This is a genomic window from Streptococcus sanguinis (assembly GCF_050222175.1).
GTDB classification, from domain to species: Bacteria; Bacillota; Bacilli; order Lactobacillales; family Streptococcaceae; genus Streptococcus; species Streptococcus sanguinis_M.
Map to the genome: position 1 here is coordinate 1,757,788 of NZ_CP071420.1, position 17,529 is coordinate 1,775,316.

General features: G+C 43.3%; 13 protein-coding genes. 7 read left to right on the forward strand and 6 right to left on the reverse strand.

Features of this window, described 5'->3' with window-relative positions:
• Nucleotides 1-39 precede the first annotated feature (39 nt).
• A complete protein-coding gene (locus J1C91_RS08605; RefSeq protein ID WP_002900960.1) occupies nt 40-570 on the reverse strand; it encodes a YceD family protein in 531 nt (176 codons plus the stop codon).
• Nucleotides 571-669: 99 nt separating this feature from the next.
• Between J1C91_RS08605 and J1C91_RS08610 the strand changes: the two genes are divergently transcribed.
• Nucleotides 670-1,539, forward strand: a complete 870-nt coding sequence (locus tag J1C91_RS08610; RefSeq protein ID WP_032912507.1) for an Rgg/GadR/MutR family transcriptional regulator — start codon at nt 670-672, stop codon at nt 1,537-1,539.
• A gap of 351 nt (nt 1,540-1,890) precedes the next feature.
• Nucleotides 1,891-3,132: a hypothetical protein gene (locus J1C91_RS08615; protein ID WP_002900962.1), complete on the forward strand. Its 1,242-nt coding sequence runs from the start codon at nt 1,891-1,893 to the stop codon at nt 3,130-3,132.
• Nucleotides 3,133-3,263: 131 nt separating this feature from the next.
• Here the strand turns inward: J1C91_RS08615 and J1C91_RS08620 are convergent, their stop codons facing one another.
• The 4 genes from J1C91_RS08620 to J1C91_RS08635 form a co-directional block, all read right to left on the reverse strand.
• Nucleotides 3,264-7,976, reverse strand: coding sequence for a glycoside hydrolase family 70 protein (locus J1C91_RS08620; RefSeq protein WP_125439167.1), 4,713 nt, complete (start codon nt 7,974-7,976; stop codon nt 3,264-3,266).
• A gap of 69 nt (nt 7,977-8,045) precedes the next feature.
• Entirely contained in the window at nt 8,046-8,927 is an 882-nt protein-coding gene (locus J1C91_RS08625) for a helix-turn-helix domain-containing protein (RefSeq protein ID WP_002898077.1), read from the reverse strand.
• Between the two features lie 456 nt (nt 8,928-9,383).
• Nucleotides 9,384-10,280 (reverse strand): zinc metalloprotease HtpX, encoded by an 897-nt coding sequence (gene htpX, locus J1C91_RS08630; protein WP_032912509.1) that lies wholly within the window; start codon nt 10,278-10,280, stop codon nt 9,384-9,386.
• A 1-nt stretch (nt 10,281) separates the two neighbouring features.
• Nucleotides 10,282-10,851 (reverse strand): LemA family protein, encoded by a 570-nt coding sequence (locus tag J1C91_RS08635; protein WP_125439164.1) that lies wholly within the window; start codon nt 10,849-10,851, stop codon nt 10,282-10,284.
• A 153-nt stretch (nt 10,852-11,004) separates the two neighbouring features.
• Between J1C91_RS08635 and J1C91_RS08640 the strand changes: the two genes are divergently transcribed.
• The 5 genes from J1C91_RS08640 (at nt 11,005) to rsmG (ending at nt 16,874) form a co-directional block, all read left to right on the forward strand.
• Nucleotides 11,005-11,622, forward strand: a complete 618-nt coding sequence (locus J1C91_RS08640; protein ID WP_125439162.1) for a TetR/AcrR family transcriptional regulator — start codon at nt 11,005-11,007, stop codon at nt 11,620-11,622.
• 61 nt (nt 11,623-11,683) lie between these two features.
• Nucleotides 11,684-12,967 (forward strand): MFS transporter, encoded by a 1,284-nt coding sequence (locus J1C91_RS08645; protein ID WP_125434188.1) that lies wholly within the window; start codon nt 11,684-11,686, stop codon nt 12,965-12,967.
• On the forward strand, nt 12,942-15,278 hold the full coding sequence (locus J1C91_RS08650; protein WP_125434189.1) for an ABC transporter permease: 2,337 nt from the start codon (nt 12,942-12,944) through the stop codon (nt 15,276-15,278). Before J1C91_RS08645 ends, J1C91_RS08650 begins: the two co-directional genes overlap by 26 nt.
• Before the next feature lie 57 nt (nt 15,279-15,335).
• Complete coding sequence (locus J1C91_RS08655) at nt 15,336-16,079, forward strand: ABC transporter ATP-binding protein (RefSeq protein WP_002910370.1); 744 nt, start codon at nt 15,336-15,338, stop codon at nt 16,077-16,079.
• An 81-nt stretch (nt 16,080-16,160) separates the two neighbouring features.
• Entirely contained in the window at nt 16,161-16,874 is a 714-nt protein-coding gene (gene rsmG, locus J1C91_RS08660; protein WP_002910371.1) for a 16S rRNA (guanine(527)-N(7))-methyltransferase RsmG, read from the forward strand.
• A gap of 41 nt (nt 16,875-16,915) precedes the next feature.
• Here rsmG and J1C91_RS08665 read toward each other — a convergent pair whose 3' ends face one another.
• Complete coding sequence (locus J1C91_RS08665) at nt 16,916-17,506, reverse strand: hypothetical protein (RefSeq protein ID WP_002910372.1); 591 nt, start codon at nt 17,504-17,506, stop codon at nt 16,916-16,918.
• Between the last annotated feature and the right edge of the window lie 23 nt (nt 17,507-17,529).

Genomic DNA, 17,529 nt, shown 5'->3' on the forward strand with positions numbered 1-17,529 from the left:
TTTCAAATTCTCAAATTATTTTCAAAATTTTTACAAGAATTATTCATCAAACAGTCCTTGCAAACCGGCGAAAGGATTGTTCTTCTCTTTTTGAGCTTCCTGGGCAGCGGCGAATTCCTCTTCCGTCATAACCTGCCAGTCCTGACCAGACAGAAAACCTTGGCCGGCTTCTTCCTCAGCTGTTAGGATTTTCAGTGGAATATTCATCAGGATATTGTCAGCTACACTCTCAGCTATATTAATCTCGCCATTTTCAATCGGAAGCACCAAGTCCTGATCAATCAGTTCCTGCGATGCAGCCTGTCCTTCTTCCATGAAAATTTCGTTGACTAGATAAGACTCCTTGAGTTCCACTGGCTCCATGCTACGACTGGACGTTAAGGTAATGGTATATGACAAGTCATAATCCAGAAAATAAAGGCCGTCTTCATATTGAACCTTTCCTTTGGCTACAATATCCTGAACGTCTAAAATCTCAGGATTGCGCTCTTTTAACTCCTCTGCCAAGTCCAGCTTTTTCTCAAAAGCTAGACCATCTGGATTCTTCCGAATTTCTTGAATATGCAACATAAGTTCCTCTTTGTTTTTTTCTTTATATTATATCATGTTTGAGCACTTCGATGTTATTGAAAATTATTTTGTTATAATAAAATGCAAAGAGGGAAGACAATGGAACATCTAGGACAGATTTTTAGATTTTTTCGAGAGGCAAGGCACATCTCTTTATCCGAAGCAACTGGCGGAGAATTTTCAAAATCTATGCTCTCTCGCTTTGAAAATGGGCAGAGCGAACTTTCGGCACAGAAACTTTTTAGCGCTCTCAGCGCCATCCACACGGAAACGGAAGAATTTACCGTTGCAGCCGGCATCCAGGATCATCATTCTCACAAGGAACTCTTAAGCCAAATTCAAGACCTGTTGCAAGCCAATCAGCTTGACCTCTTAGAGGAACTTTATCTGGAAAAAGAAAAAATCACTCAAAAAAGCAAGAAGGCTAGCGATTGGGTTGAGCGCCTGATTGTAAAGGCCTATCTCTGTGCCCTCAAGGAGTCTGAAAAGGCCAGTCCAGGAGAACTGGATTTCCTCCATGATTACCTCTTTTCAGTTGACATTTGGGGGCGCTACGAACTCAATCTCTTCTCTGTCTGCACTCCGGTTTTATCTCTAGACTTGTTTTCCCAATACACCAAAGAAATCCTCTCAAGAAAGGATTTTGCCGCCTTGTTTGCCAACAACCGCAACACCCTGCATACCACCTTTCTTAATGGCTATCTTCTGGCCATCAGTCAGGAAAATATCACTCAGGCAGACTATTTCCAACAAGTCATTGAGCGAAACTTTTATGAAGAAAATGAGACTTACTTCCGAATTGTCTATCTCTTTGCTCAGGGAGAGTTGATCTGTTTGAAAGGGAAAACAGAAGAGGGGCTCACTCAAATGAAGCAAGCTGTCGATATTTTCCGAATCTTGAACTGTCATCATAGCGCTGACTACTATCAAAAAGCCCTTGATACTGCTTTTCAAAAATATAGCAAATGATGCAAATTTCCACTTTTAAGCTCAGCTATTTTGAGTTGGAAAGTGGTTTTTTGTTCCTACTCGAGCTCCACCTTTCTGATTTAAAAGTTTCTACCCGAAAATCGTTGAATATATGCAATATTTCCTGCAGATTGGATTCTCTATTTTATACTAAAAGCAGAAAGAGCTAGCGCAAGTCACTTTCAGAATTTTACCACTTACTTAATGAGACCTAACCAGTTGCCGAAAAGCCCTTGTTTTTGGCTTTAAACGGTCTATAATGTTCATCAGAAAGAGAAAAAACAAAAGCCAGTTTACAGATGCACCCAATCAGCTTTCATTCATTCTTGCAGTTTAGAAAAGGAGTCTACGATGAAATTATTCTTTAAAAATGGGGTCTATGCCTCACTCAGCCTTTCCCGAATCTTCAACACCTTGGGAGCTTCTATTTTCAATATTGTTTTTGTGGTATTTGCTTCCAGCATGCCCAATCCCAAGTTTGCTATTGCTGTGGCTAATTTTATCGTCCTGGTTCCGACATTCTTTACTATCTTTGCTGGTATCAAAGCTGACAAGACTATCCGTAAAGCTCGTTGGCTGATTCATTTTGGTTATCTTCAAGCCCTGCTCTTTGTTCTTGTTGCCTTCATGACTCGCTCCAGCTCTTATCTAGCCTTTTCAGCCGTCTGCTTGATGAATATTCTTTCAGATATTATCAGCGATTACCGCAGCGGCCTGCAAATGCCGATTTTAAAAAAGAATGTTCCAGAGAAAGACCTTATGGAAGCCTTCTCCTTTACCCAGCTTATCAGCTTTCTCTGTAGCCTGGCCGGACAAGCTTTGGGAGTTTGGCTCCTGACCGTCAGCCAGCAAGACTTTTTCTTAGTTGCTTTGGTTAACGCCTTGACCTTTCTCCTATCCTCCACCATCCTCTACCTAGTCCGCCGCCGATTGACCCATGACCCCGTCGTAATTTCTGAGAAAAACGCTCCTCTGAAAGAAGAATTGAAGAAAATGTACACATCGTCCAAGCTCATTTTTGATCAGGAAGGTTCTAGCAATTTTCTCAAACTGTTGGCTCAAATCCTGATCGTCAACGCTATGGCAGGTTCTCTTATAGCTCTTTATAATCTCTACTTGCTGGATAACCCCATCTTCCAGCTATCCTTTAGTCAGTCTCTCTTGGTTCTTCAGACCACTCTTGTCCTAGCCATGATTGCAGCCAGTCTGACTCCCAACGATTACTTTAGCCGTCTCTCTCTAAATCAACTAACCCTCTGGGCTGCTCTTACAATGATTCTGCTTGCTGTCAGCAATTTCTTGCATCTGCCTGTTTTCGTCGGCATTGCTTTTGGATTTTTACTAGCTTATATCTCCGGCAAGATCAATCCCAAAATCAACACCCTCTTACTGAGCAAATTGCCTTCTGATGTTCTCGCTCAGACTTCCAGCTTTCTGAGTCTGCTCTTTTCTTTCTCTGTCCCCTTTGGTACTATGGTCTTCAGCAGCCTGGCCCTCTGGAATATGAACGCTAGCTGGCTAATCTTCAGCATTATCGGTGTGATTGCTCTGCTCCTATCTATCGAAAAAAAGAAAGATGTTAAAGAAATTTGATAGATTTAATCTTGTTTCTATATTTGTTCTCCTAGAAGACAGCTAAAAACGATAACTTCAAAATAAGAAGTTATCGTTTTTGTCTATTAGAAAGCTAAAGATTAAGTTTCATTTAGCCTATTCTATTGCTTTTAGTTCCAGCCGAAGCGTCTGCCTCTACCATTGCGGTCAAAGTACATCCAACTTCCATCTTCTAGCTGAATCCATTTATTGCGCGCCATTTCTCCTGAATTGGCATCAAAGTAACGGTTAGCACCATTGACATAGACAATCTTACCTTTGACTTGCTTGCCATTTTGGTCGAAGTAAAGGGTTTGTTGGCCAATCTGCTGTAAACCAGTCACTGCTTTGCCAGCCTGATCGAAGTAATACCATTCGTTCTTGGCACCTTCAACAAACTTGTTGGCTGCCATTTCTCCTGAGTTGGCATCGAAGTAACGGATAGATTTATCAGCCAGAGTTACTAGCTGTCCTTTGACTTGCTTGCCATCTTGGTCGAAGTAAAGGGTTTGTTGACCAATCTTCTGAAGACCAGTCACTGCTTTACCAGCCTGATCAAAGTAATACCATTCGTTCTTGGCACCTTCTGCAAACTTGCCGACTGCCATTTCTCCGGAATTAGCATCGAAGTAACGGATAGATTTATCAGCCAGAGTTACTACTTTACCTTTGACTTGCTTACCATCTTGGTCGAAGTAAAGGGTTTGTTGGCCAATCTTCTGAAGACCTGTCACTGCTTTACCAGCTTGATCGAAGTAATACCATTCGTTCTTAGATCCTTCTGCAAACTTGCCGACTGCCATTTCTCCTGAGTTAGCATCGAAGTAACGGATACTCTTGTCTGCAAGTGTCACGATTTTACCCTTGACTTGCTTGCCATCTTGGTCGAAGTAAAGGGTTTGTTGGCCAAGTTTTTGAAGACCTGTTACTGCAACACCATCTGCTCCGAAATAGTACCAGTCACTTGGATTATCACCTTGGGCAAAGCGGTTAGCAGCAGCATTACCTGAATCCTTATCAAAGTAACGAAGTTTACCATCTTTGGCACGCGCAATCTTGCCCTTGACTTGGTAGCCGTTTTGGTCGAAGAATTGCTGATTGCCGCCCATGGTTACCAGACCTCTAGCCATGACACCCTTGGCATCAAAGTAACGCCAGTTTTGGCCGTCAGTAGTATAGTAACGGTTGAGAATTTGGGCGCCAGTCTTATCATAGTAGTACTGATTGCCGTTTTCATCTTCACGGAGAGAGTCACGCAGCTGAATACCATTCTTGAGGAAATAAACTTGCTTGCCATCAATTTCATGAGCACCCGTTGCTAGGTAACCTCGTTTATCGAAGTAATACCAATTTCCATTTTCATCTTGGATAAAGGAATTTCGAGCTTGATAGCCACTAGTTGAATAGTACTTAGTACCACTAGCATCACTAACAAATCCTGTGTAGGCATTCTTATTAACTAATTGTTTAGGCAGTACCATCTCACCATTCTTGTTGTTGAGATATTCGTTGCTAGCCCAGTCTTTAAGGACATAGTAAGCACCACGACCTAAGATATTGGTACCGTTGAAGTGTTTAGCTGACCACTTGGTAATCTTCTCATCAGTCGTCATCTTTTGACCGTTGGAAATCTGTACTCTTTCAAAGATTTCTGGGTATTTAGCTTTGAGTTCATCCAAGAAGGCTCCACCATACTTGCCTTGATAGTCTGTACCATTCGTTTTAGTATTGGCAACGTAAAGATTTTCCTTGATTTCTGCGCCTTCACGGTAGGTTCCGTAGTTGTTGACACGAGTTGCTGTTACCACTTCCTTGCCTGGCAGGTTGTAGATTTGGTCTGGCACCCAGTCCGCAATGGCTTGGATATTGACACTGTGAAGAGCACGGAGAGCATTGAGCAGGTCATCTAAAGAACCATATTTATTGTTCTTGCTCATAGCCATATCATAGCGGTCTTCAAAGGCATAACCATTCTGGATGATAGAGTCTAGGAAAGTACCGTCTTGGCTAGATACATACTGAGGTGGCAGCTCAAATGAAGTCACTCCCCATTCCTTGAAGAGGTTGACATTTTTAGCAATGACTTTATTGGTATATTGGTCATCACGAGTTGCAAAGTCTTGGAAGTTAGAGAAACCTTCGTAAATCAGCTGAGAATCAAGGGCTGCGCTAGACTCGTAAACCTGACCGCTGGCATTTTTCTTCTTACTGGCTGTTACACGAGCATCCTGATCTGCCTTAGCACCAACTGGTACCCAAACAGCCAGATAACCAGAAACTTGGACATTGCTGTAGCCTGCAATATCATTCATATCAAAGGTCAAAATACCATTGGCATCTGTCTTCTTCCAGAGGGATTGTGGTACTTCTTCGTCAGTTAAATAGCGGGAAATACCATCTTTGGTCGTCAAGAGCACAGGGCGGTAGTATTGATTCTTATGGGCTGCTCCCATATTGACTTGCAGTTTATCCCATTCGTTCAGTTTCAGATTCGGATTATTAGAAGCAATAACTGCCATCCCTTGGGTACGAGTTTCTGCTGTTCCTTCATCTGTTGCTTCGTTAGCACCAGTACCGTAACGAACAGAGGTTAAAATACCATTGTAAGACCATTTATCAGTCTCACGAGGTACACCCATATAGGTGACTTTCATGTCCTGACCACCAGCTACATACTTAATACGAGCCCGCAACAAGGCATCAATAGCGTCATAGTAAGGAGATTTTTTCTCCATGTATTGACCGTCATCAGTATAGAGATCCCCATAGTAGACCCGAGTAATGGAGTCTTTATTAGAGAGCATGAGAGCATGAGCAGTTGGGATATTGAACTGCGTATACTTCTTGTCCGCCTTGCGCATATCTTCGTTGTAAATCTTGAAGGCTTGCTTAAGCTCATCCATGGTAAAGGTCAAACCATCAGTATTTGGATTGATATTTTCCCGGATGATGTCGGCAATAACGGTTTGTACTTCACTATCATGTGCCCGGACAAAGATATAGTTGGCCATCCGCTCGCCATTTTTCTTTTCAGCAGAACGGTCATTCAGACTATTCGTAATCGTTGGCTCTACACCGCTACGGATAGAAAGTTTACGCATGAACGAATAAAGCAAGGACAGACGAAGCTTATTATCAATCGGCAATTGAGCACCCTTGGTGTCTTTGTTGTAGTCAGGGTCGTTGTCAGACCAAGCTTCTAAGATAGACAGATGCTTAATAGCCTGCTCTTCACTTTCTCCAACCTTGTAGCGAGACTTGAAGTAGTCAGAAGCAATTTGGAGCAAGTCCGCATTGACATTGTCCACCGCATCGACACGGACTCCGTCAAAGTTAGCAGTCGGATCATTGGCTACGATGCTACCGAAGTTCATCATAAAGTGCAGCCAGTTGAGTTGCTCAGCCTGAACAGCTGGATTAGAGTTGTCAAAGTCGTTAGCTAGCAGGAACTCATAACCACCATTTGACTTGTCAATGAAGTACTTAGGTGTACCAGTTTGGTTGGTAGGTGTGCGGTTAAGGATGCGGTACTTAGAATTAGCATGAGAAGTCTTCTCACTATTGGTATAAAGCAGAGCTCCGCCTTGCAAGTGGTCCTTATTAGTACCAGTTGTTTCAGACTCTGTCTTGATATTCCAGTTTGGCTGAGTTTTGACAAATGCACCCATCAGCGTTCTCAGCCATTTAGTATCGCCGTCTTTACCGATTCTTTCTTCAATTTTGCGCTGAACCTGCTGAGAAGCACCTGTCAGGATAGCTTGTTCCACTTTGTTTTCAAAAGCTCCTGCTCCCAGACCTTGCTGATTCATATAGTTGAGATAGCTAACCTGCGTTTGCTTATCAGGCCACCAAGCCATCAAAAGCGGACGTAGGTCTGTTTCTGTTGAGGCTGTCCATGTTTTTCCGTCTTTCAAGATGAACTTTGGACGATACCAGCTATCTGCTGTCAAGTAGCCGTCTATTGTTTCAACATCCTTGTCCGTTGTACCATAAAAAGCATTCTTTTGAGTGAATTCATTATTGAGACTGCTAGTACCTTGCTGGAATTGATACTCAGCTGAATCAATCAATGCTCCAGTCTCTGCATCGAAATAAAGAATTTTTCCATTGAGCTCAACTGCAAAATTCTTTTTAACTGTACCGTCGTCCTGAACATAGTATTTCTTGCCATCAATGGTCTTGATGTGAGATAAGACGTCATCATCATGCTCAGTATTAACAGGCGCCGCTTGGGCTTGATCAGCCACCATTCTTTCAGCTATCGCTCCCTGTCTTTGAGCAGGTTCTGGCAAGCGATCTTTCTTTGCAACCTTTGGATTTGCAACAATCTTGTCTGTAACAGTCTTCTTTGCTTGTTTATCAGCAGTTGCTGGACTTGCTTGTCTATCCTGATCAGCTGCTTCCGTTTTAGCTGCTTCTGATGTTGCGTTAGCTGCTTTTGCTTCTTCAGCAACGGCTGCCTTTTCTGTAGTTGCTGCTTCTGCTACTGCCGGCTTAGCTGGCTCTTGAGCATCTGTTTGAGCTGTCGCTTCCGTATTTGCTGCAGTTTCAACAGTTTTTTCACTGGCTACAGCAGCATCAGTCACCTTGTCTGCAGAAGTTGCTTTTTCTGCTTCTAACTGAGAAGCTGAGTTAGCTTGTACTTGAACTCGCTGCCCTGAGCCACTATCCTGAGCTGCAGTTGGTTCTTGAACTGCCACCTGCTTAACATCATCAGCGTGGACAAGACCTGCTTCGAGACCAAGTACTTTTGGTGCTACGATAAGTGCTAAGGTAGTCACACCGATGGCTACCCAGTTCTTCTTAACTTTATGCATCTTATAATGAATTTTTTTCTCCATCATAAAGCCTCCTTCTGAATTTGGTATAAAGTTATACTCTTATTCTAGTACATTTTTAGAAATGAGTCTATTTTATTTGCACATCTGCAACTGGGAAAGGCAAATCCTTTCAAACTGAGCCTTGAGCTTCTGGGCAACACCGAAGGAATCTAAAAATTCCAAGAAAGATAAGCACTCCTCAATATCACTCAGAGCATAGCTATTCCCAACCTTGTAAGAATAAAGAGCCCTATGATACTTAATCAGCATCCGATCATAAAGATCTGTCTCAGGGATTTTAGAATGGTCAAGATAATTGAGGAATCTCATAGCAACTAGCAAATGATTACTCTCTATGCAGACGCTGATAACATTAAGCAGCATCTTGATAATACGCCGGCGATTCTCCGGTAGATTATTATAAAACTGGGTGCGGTTAATCATCTCACTAGCAAAGGTCTCCAGTGTTTCCAAGGTCAATAGATCCACACTATTAGTAAAGAGCCAGAGCTCATAACGCCCCCACTCCTCAACGGAAAAGAGATAATCGGTCAGAAATTCTACATCTTTCTTGCTAATCTGAAAATCTGGACTGCAGGAAGACAATACTGCTCTAACAACAATTGTATTAAGCCTATAGTTCTTCTTCTCAGGGAACTTTTTAGCCAAAGCTTCTGAGCTAGCCAATATACTTTGGAGCTTGACGACATTGTTTTCCTGATAAGCATCAGCTACTTTTTTTGAGAAAAGCGCATCATCTGCCTCAATGTAGTTATGGTAAACATACTGAAATTCGTCTAGAGAAACAGCCATATTCTTTAAGCAGCAATAGAAAGAATCAAGCGTAATACCACTGACTCCCCGCTCAAAACGAGACAGCTGAGCCACTGAAATATCTCCGGCTGCCGCCTCTTTAAGAGACATGTTTTTTGATTCTCTAATGACTTTGAAAATTTTTCCAAATGTTTTCAACATATTGAGCCCTCGGTTTCATATATGCAATAAAATTTTTTACTAAATTTAATATACTAGTAATATATTTCGAATATGTTACAAAAAAATTACTTTATATTTCCAAATAATACAAATAGATTAATTTGAAAGATAGGAATACTCAATATAGTGATTTTTTCTGAAAGTTTTATGGTTTTCAAGAAAATATTGATTTTATAAGATTCTCAGAAGGGTTCAACCTGACAACTTGAAAACACTGGCTTTTTTAAATCTAGCTTCCTTACTTATACAAAAATAAACTTGGATAATCTGAGGTTTATAGACGGTTGAAATAAAACTGTAACAAAATCTAAACGAATATTTTTTAGACATGAATGAAAGGAAGTAAAATGAAAAGGACTTAGTCCTGGACAATACAGAACTAAATCCATTTACTAGTTATTTGTCTAAGTTTTGGAAATAATTTATTCCCAGCTTTTACATATGTCTCAAGCGCTCCACCCGCTCTGAGATAGGAGGGTGCGTATAGAAGAGTTTTTTCAGACTGCCTTCTTTTTTAGGATCGCTGATATAGAGAGCTGCACTGGCATCATCGACATGATGTTCCATAGGCTCGCTGCGATCCAGCTTGAGTAGGGCATTAATCATCCCTTGCGGATTGCGGGTCAGCTCAACACTGGAAGCATCAGCCAGAAACTCCCGCTGACGAGAAATGGCCAACTGCACCAAGGTAGCTGCCAGAGGAGCTAAAACGATAGCAATCAGCGATACGATAAGGAGAATAATTCCCAAACCACTATCGTTATCTCGATCATTACTACTGCGCCGTCCGCCACCAAACCACATCATACGGCCAGCTAGGCTAGACAACATGGTAATAGCACTGGCCAAAGCCACAGCAATCGTTGAAATTCGAATATCATAATTGCGAATATGACTGACTTCATGGCCAATCACTCCCTCAAGCTCCTCACGATTCATGATTTGCAAGATACCTGTAGTTGCTGCAACAGCTGCATTTTCAGGCTTAGAACCGGTCGCAAAAGCATTGGGAGAGGGATCCTCTACGATATAGACACGTGGCATAGGAATCTGTGCGACCATGGCCATATCCTGAACAATATGATAGAGTTCAGGTGCTTCCTGCTCAGAGACCTCGCGAGCTCCGTTCATCGCCATGACAACCTCTGTAGACTGAAAAATCATCACTCCGGCATAAATCGCGCCGATAATTAAAGCTAGCAAGACACCACCTACAGCAGACCGCAGCCAGAGATAGCCAATAGCTGCTCCAAGGAGAGCCAAGAGACCGAAAAAAGCGATAAGGAGGAGCCAAGTCCTCCTTTTATTGCTGGCAATTTGATCAAATAGCATCTTAGTCACCTAGTCCAGTGCTGCCAAAGTCAACTTTTGGTACAGCCTTTTCTTCTTCTGGTGTTTTGAGGAAGTCTGCAGCTTTAAAGCCAAACATTCCTGCAACAATATTGCTTGGGAAAGTTTCCAGCTTGACATTGTAGTTGCTAGTTACTGAATTATAAAGCTGACGAGAATAAGCAATTTTATTTTCTGTATTGGTCAGCTCTTCCTGCAACTTCAGGTAGTTAGTGTTAGCTTTCAGATCTGGATAGCTTTCAGCTACTGCAAAGATTCCAGAAATCTGACGAGAAAGGGCGTCACTGGCTTGCATAGCTTCTGCTGGTGAAGCAGCTGAAGCTACTTGGTTGCGCAGTTGTGTTACCTTTTCCAAGGTTGCCTGCTCATACTTCCCATAGCCTTTGATCGTTTCCAAGAGGTTGGGAATCAAATCATTACGGCGTTTGAGCTGCACATCAATCTGGCTCCAAGCTTCCTGAGTCTGCATGCGGCTTTTAACCAAGGTATTGTATGCGCCAACGACAAAGAATGCTAAAACCGCGACAATAATAAGAATAATAATAAAAGTCATGATATACTCCTTCAATTTTGATTAGACTTATTATATCAAAAAATAGTGGAACTGTCTTTATTCTTGACATGGATTTAGAAAAGATGTATGATAAAGGAAAGGATAAACCGACTGTCGGTCGAATAAAATTTTACTACTAAAAAGGATGCAACTATGGCCAATAAAAAAGACTTTATCTTAGATACTGCTCAGAAGCTTTTTATGGAGCAAGGCTTTGACCAAACCTCTATCTCCCAGATTTTAGAAGCGACTCAAATCGCCCGCGGTACTCTCTACTATTACTTTTCTTCTAAGGAAGAGATAATGGATGCCATCATTGAGCGAACCATTGAAAGAGCATTTACAGCTTCCCAAGCCTTTGCTGATAATCGTGAATTGACTATCATAGAGCGCTTGGTTGGCAGCATGGCTGCTCTAAATCTTAATCATCAAGAGGGAGAGGGAGTGCTGCTGCATCTCAACAAGCCGCAAAATGCGCTCCTGCACGAAAAGACCAATCAAATTCTTCTTGAACGAGCACCCCAGATTCTACTTCCCATCATCCAAGACGGCATCACCGCTGGAGATATGAAAACTGACTATCCATATGAAAGCCTGGAAATGATTCTTACTTATTCATTACAAGTTTTTGGCAGCAGCTTTCAAGCACTTCCCCCAGAAAAACAGCAGCAAAAACTTCAGGCTTTTCTCTATTTTTTAGAAACTATTTTTCACAGCCGGAAAGGTTACTTTGATCCCTTTCTATCTCTGATTCAGACTCAAAGCAGCTAGACAGCTAATTACTAGATTCACTATTTTCACTTACTTGACGTCACAAGATTAGGAGGCAACTATGAAACAATCAGGCTTTAGACTCTTTTTAGTGATTTGGATAGGAAGCCTCATCTCGGAAATCGGCTCTGGTATGACTTCTTTCGCTTTAGGAGTTTATATCTTCCAGCTGACCGGTTTGGTTTCTGTTTCTTCTTTTGTTACGCTTTGTGCTTTCCTGCCCGGTCTTTTGGTCACCCCTCTGGCTGGAATTCTGGCAGATCGCTATGACCGAAGATTGCTGATGGCTCTGGGAGATGGTCTGTCAGGCTTAGGAGTTCTCTGGATTTACTTTAGTCTGAAGAATCCTGCTTTGATTTTTATCTGTATCGGAGCTGCCATTAGTTCGTTCTTTTCAGCCTTGGTCAATCCGGCCTTTCGAGCTACGATTTCCGACTTGCTGCCGGAGGATCAGTTATCAAAAGCAACTGGTTTGTCTCAGATTAATGGCATTGCCCGCTATCTGATTTCACCAGCCTTGGCTGGAATGATTTTGGCGAGTGGACATATCAGCACGATTCTGTTGCTGGACTTTTCAACTATTTTCGTGACAGTAGCCTGCACCTTGCTCGCTCGTAGAGGCATTCACACACAAGTTTATAGCAACGATAGTCGTTTCTGGGCAGATTTCCTTAAAGGTTTTCAAATCGTCTATGGAAAAAAAGGCATCTGGATTTTAGTCCTAGCTGGGACAGGCTTTTCCTTCTTTCTGGGAACAGTCCAAATCCTGCTTTCTCCCTTGGTGCTGGCTTTCGCAGATGCCAAGACAGTGGGCTGGGTCATGACCATCTCTAGCAGTGGCATGCTGATAGGAGGATTGGTTCTGGGGATAGTTGCTATCAAAAAACACTTCCATCGTATGCTCTGCCTATCTCTATTTCTACTGGGGCTCTTCATGGTTGGGCTGGGAATGAAGGAAAACTTCATCTGGATTTGCAGCTTCGGCTTTCTCCTCTTTGCTGCTCTGCCTTTTGCCAATACTGCCATTGACTATCTGGTCCGCATCAATATTAACAAAGCTGACCAAGGTAAGGTCTGGGGGACCATTGGGATTATTTCTCAGTTGGGCTATGTGCTAGCCTATGCCAGCATGGGTTGGGTCGCGGATACACTTTTCAAACCCTCGCTGACTTACTTTGGTTGGCTGGCAAATTCTGTCGGAAAAATCATCGGTGTTGGAGGAGGCAGAGGCTACGGTCTGCTCTTTATCCTATCCGGTATCTCTATCAGCATCGGTGCTTATCTGCTCTCCCGAGCACGTTCAGTAAAGGAGCTGGAATATGTTTCAACGCTTGATAAAAAATGATTTAAAAGAAAATAAAGTCAGTATGCTGGTCATCGGGCTTTTCCTGCTTCTGACTCTGACTCTAAGCTTTGCAGCTACACGCCTGACCGTTAGTCTGACTAGCTCAATTGAGCGCTTTGTAGAAACAGCTAAAAGTCCTCACCTGCTACAGATGCACAGCGGAAGCGTCGACCGAGAACGCCTGCAAAACTTCGTCCAGCAGCATTCAGAAATTGCCTCTTGGCAGCTGACAGACTTTGTCAATGTAGAAGGATCAGCCATCCACATCAATGAGAAAGACTCGCTTCAGGACAGCTCGCAGGATAATGGCTTTTCCAGTCAGAACCAAAACTTTGACTTTCTGCTAGATCAGAATAACCAGCCAGCCCAGCCTCGGCCGGGGCAAGTATATATCCCGCTCTACTACTACAACAACGGAAAAATCAAGATCGGTGACCAAATAAAGGTCGGCAAGCTACAACTGACTGTCAAGGGCTTTATCCGCGATGCCCAGATGAATGCAGGTCTAGTCTCCTCCAAGCGCTTCCTCATCTCGCAGGCTGATTTGCAGAATCTGAAAAAAGAAGCATTTGCATCTAATGAGAACCTGATTGCCTTTCGAGTGCATAAGCTTAGCCAAATCTCAGCTATCGAGCAAGCCTATAAAAATGCAGAGCTTGAGTCCAACGGGCCGCCTATGATTACCTATCCGACCATCAAGATGATTAACGGCTTCAATGATGCTCTAGTCATCCTAGTCATGGGGCTGCTGGTTTTGGCTATCATTGGCATCACCTTTCTCTGCATGCGCTTTGCCCTCTTGACCAAGATTCAAGAAGAACTGCAGCAGATTGCTGTTATGAAAGTGATGGGGCTGCCCCAAAGATTTATCAGCAGGGTCTACCTGACCAAGTATTATTTCTGCCTGGTTCTGGCAACCATCGCAGGCTGGGGACTGTCCTTTCTTCTGAGTGGTCCTTTTAAAAAGCAGATGGCACTGTCTATGGGGCAAAGTCCGACGCCATTCTATAGTTATCTTTTGGAAATGCTAGTGGCTCTGCTGCTCTGTCTCTTGGTCTTCTGGCTAACTGCCCGGCCTCTAAGCTCTTTTAAGAAAATGACCCCCGGCCAAGCTTTAAGATTAGCTTCTTCCAACAGTCTAACCGAGACGCGTTCTACTCCGAAAATGGGCTTACCGACTATTCCCTTTTTAGACAGACCCTATTTCGCTCTGAAAATAATTCTCAATCATAAGAAACTATATTTGACTATCTTGTTCATTGTCAGTTTGATTAGCCTGCTCATTCTGCTGCCAGCCAGTCTCTATAGCACTGTGATGGACAAGAACTTCATCCAGTATCTGGGAGCTGGTCAGGCAGATGTGCTGATAGATATTTCTCAGACTGAAGATATCGATACCAAGGCTGCCCAGCTTCTGAAAGAACTGCGGGCAGACAAGGATATCGCCGAAATCAGTCAGTACCAGAGCCAGAATTTTTTCTATCTGGATCATCAAGGTCAGATCCAGCAGCTGCGCGTAACGCTGGGAAACCATGCAGGATTTCCAGTCAAATACAGCCAAGGCCGCTATCCTAAAAACGAGCATGAAATTGCCCTCTCCAAGCTTAAGGCAGAAGAGCTCAAGCTAAAAGTAGGGGACAGCTTGACCTTGACGGTAGACGGTCAAGCCAGAAAACTAAAAGTAGTCGGTATCTACTCAGATCTGACTTACGGCGGCAAGACCGCCAAGGCTGTCTTTGTGACAAAGCAAGCGCAAACGCTCAATAGTCTGACGACCATCCGTCTTAAAGATGTTAGCAACAAAGCTAAAAAAATCAACGATTGGAAAAAACGGTATTCCAACTATAAATTAACCGACGTAGAAGACTTTTTCCATCAGACTTTTGATGACACTCTGGCCATGCTCCGCCTGATTCAGACCAGTGTTTTCTGGACAGGGCTTGGCATTGTCTTCATCCTAATGACTCTCTTTGTCTATATGATTTTCACCAAGGACCAAGCTGACTTGGCACTTTATCGGATGCTGGGATTTGGCAGTGAACGACTCAGGAGCCACTACCTGCTCGCCGTCTGCTTCATCTTGATGCTGGCTCTGGCAATAGCCGACCTGCTGCTCCTTAGCCTAGGGCAAGAAGTCTGCAGTCTGCTGCTCAGCAGCTTCGGTATCAGCAAACTCCAGCTCATCACCAATAAGTCCTTTACTTTTCTATGGACACCGCTGGCTCTGCTTCTTAGTGGACTCACAGCAGCACACATCAGTCTCCGAGCGCTGAACAAGCTGGAAATTGGACGTTATCTCAAGGAACATTGACCTTAAGCAGATAGCTTTCGAGCACTTAGCATTTATTTTACATCCGAGGAGAAGCCTATGTTATTAGAAGCACACAACCTCAGCAAAAGATATCAGGAAAATCAGGAGCCCATTCTTCGTGATTTGTCGCTAGAGATTGAAAGCGGCCAATTCATCGCCATCATGGGACCTTCTGGTTGTGGGAAATCCACTCTTCTCAATCTTCTATCCACCATTGACAGACCTGACCAAGGCCAGATTCTTTACCAGGGACAGGACTTGCTAGCTATGAAAGATAAGGACTTAGACCGCCTTCGCAGAGAGGCTTTCGGCTTTGTCTTCCAGCAGGCAACCTTCCTGAAAAATATCAATATCCTAGACAATATCTGCCTACCGAGTATCATTGGTAAGAAAAGCAGCGAGCGAAAGGCAGCCTATGAGCGAGCCAAGGAGTTAATGGCTCTGACTGGCATTAAGGACATTGCCAACCGCTCTATCCATCAAGTATCGGGCGGCCAGCTCCAGCGAGCCGGCATCTGCCGGGCTCTCATGAACCAGCCTCGAATCATTTTTGCTGACGAGCCGACAGGAGCGCTCAACTCTCAGGCTGGCCGTCAAGCTATGGAGCTCATGCAGCACTTCCACCAGCAGGGCGCAAGTATTCTCCTGGTGACGCATGATGCCAGCGTGGCTACCTATGCCGACAAGGTCCTGCTCATTTTAGATGGCAAGATAAAAAAAGAAGTTCTATTTGACCAAACCGCTAATCAGGATGAGCGGCGCCAGCTGCTCTTGGCGGACCTCAATCAGATTGGCATATAAGAAAAGAGGCCCTTCGGCAGAATGCTGGGGTCTCCTTTTTATGATATAATAGGATGAATACTGACAAACAAGGATGAAACTATGACACCGCAAGAATTTTACCAGCTCTTAGCCCAGCAGGGAATCGAGCTGAACGACCGCCAGAAAGACCAGTTTGGGCGTTATTTTGAACTCTTGGTCGAATGGAATGAAAAAATCAATCTAACAGCTATCACTGAGAAAAACGAAGTCTATCTCAAGCATTTCTATGATTCAATTGCCCCCGTTTTGCAAGGCCTGATTGATAATCAAGAGCTTAAGCTGCTGGATATCGGAGCCGGTGCCGGCTTTCCTAGTCTCCCTATGAAAATCATCTGCCCCCAGCTGGATGTGACTATCATTGACTCGCTCAACAAACGCATCAACTTCCTCAAACTGCTGGCAGAAGAGATCGGGCTGGACAAGGTTCACTTCTACCACGGTCGTGCAGAAGACTTTGCTCAGGACAAGGCCTTTCGGGCCCAATTTGACCTGGTCACTGCACGGGCAGTCGCTCGCATGCAAATCCTGTCTGAACTGACCATTCCCTACCTGAAAGTTGGCGGGAAACTCCTAGCGCTCAAGGCTTCCAATGCTCCAGAAGAACTGGCAGAAGCCAAAACTGCCCTCAGCTTACTCTTTAGCAAGGTCCAAGACAACCTCAGCTATGCCCTACCAAACGGCGATCCCCGCTTTATCACGGTGGTAGAAAAGAAGAAAGAAACTCCCAATAAATACCCCCGCAAAGCCGGCATGCCAAATAAAAGACCGTTATAAGAAGAAAAATCGGGCAAGGATTGCCTGGTTTTTCTTCGCCATTAGAGAATATTATTTTTTGCTTCATTATAGATTCTAATCTGAGGGGCAACTTGATTAACCACATCTAAAAACTGTAATAGTTCAACATAATTTTGATTAGTATAGCGTCCCAGATGCAGACGAATATCTTTGTTGGCACTCATGGGACTATAATACAAATATAGATGAGGATACTTAACGTACTTGTTCTCTTGAACTTTCTCAATCTTAATAGTCAAATCAGTTAAATCATAAAGCATAAGAAATTGAAAATAGGTATCATCTCGTATGATTGCATCCTTATAAAGATAAAGAGATAGTTTTTCACGTGAATAGCGAGACTGGTTGTAAATCTTGTAAAACTCCTTCTCCAGCTCCGGATATTGAGAATAAAGCTTCTGATAGCTCTGCAAGCTCTTTTGCCTAGTAATCCAAGCAAGCCAGGTAAAGAGTGCACTCATCAGTAGTAGCAAAGCAGCAAAAATCAAGGATGCCCAAAAGCCAAATTCGTCCGCATGTGGCATATAGAAGAGAAAAATTATACCTCCTAAACCATATAAAACAGGAAATAATAAGTCCTTACGGAATCTACTCTTTATTCTTTCTTCCACCTAGTAGTTATCCTCCTAATATA

Bases quoted from the DNA above. Each gene is read 5' to 3' on its own strand.
- htpX (WP_032912509.1), bottom strand. From the start codon at position 10,280: ATGCTATTTGATCAAATTGCCAGCAATAAAAGGAGGACTTGGCTCCTC.
- J1C91_RS08610 (WP_032912507.1), top strand. From the start codon at position 670: ATGGAACATCTAGGACAGATTTTTAGATTTTTTCGAGAGGCAAGGCAC.
- J1C91_RS08635 (WP_125439164.1), bottom strand. From the start codon at position 10,851: ATGACTTTTATTATTATTCTTATTATTGTCGCGGTTTTAGCATTCTTT.
- J1C91_RS08625 (WP_002898077.1), bottom strand. From the start codon at position 8,927: ATGTTGAAAACATTTGGAAAAATTTTCAAAGTCATTAGAGAATCAAAA.
- J1C91_RS08615 (WP_002900962.1), top strand. From the start codon at position 1,891: ATGAAATTATTCTTTAAAAATGGGGTCTATGCCTCACTCAGCCTTTCC.
- J1C91_RS08620 (WP_125439167.1), bottom strand. From the start codon at position 7,976: ATGATGGAGAAAAAAATTCATTATAAGATGCATAAAGTTAAGAAGAAC.
- J1C91_RS08605 (WP_002900960.1), bottom strand. From the start codon at position 570: ATGTTGCATATTCAAGAAATTCGGAAGAATCCAGATGGTCTAGCTTTT.
- J1C91_RS08650 (WP_125434189.1), top strand. From the start codon at position 12,942: ATGTTTCAACGCTTGATAAAAAATGATTTAAAAGAAAATAAAGTCAGT.
- J1C91_RS08645 (WP_125434188.1), top strand. From the start codon at position 11,684: ATGAAACAATCAGGCTTTAGACTCTTTTTAGTGATTTGGATAGGAAGC.
- J1C91_RS08655 (WP_002910370.1), top strand. From the start codon at position 15,336: ATGTTATTAGAAGCACACAACCTCAGCAAAAGATATCAGGAAAATCAG.
- rsmG (WP_002910371.1), top strand. From the start codon at position 16,161: ATGACACCGCAAGAATTTTACCAGCTCTTAGCCCAGCAGGGAATCGAG.
- J1C91_RS08640 (WP_125439162.1), top strand. From the start codon at position 11,005: ATGGCCAATAAAAAAGACTTTATCTTAGATACTGCTCAGAAGCTTTTT.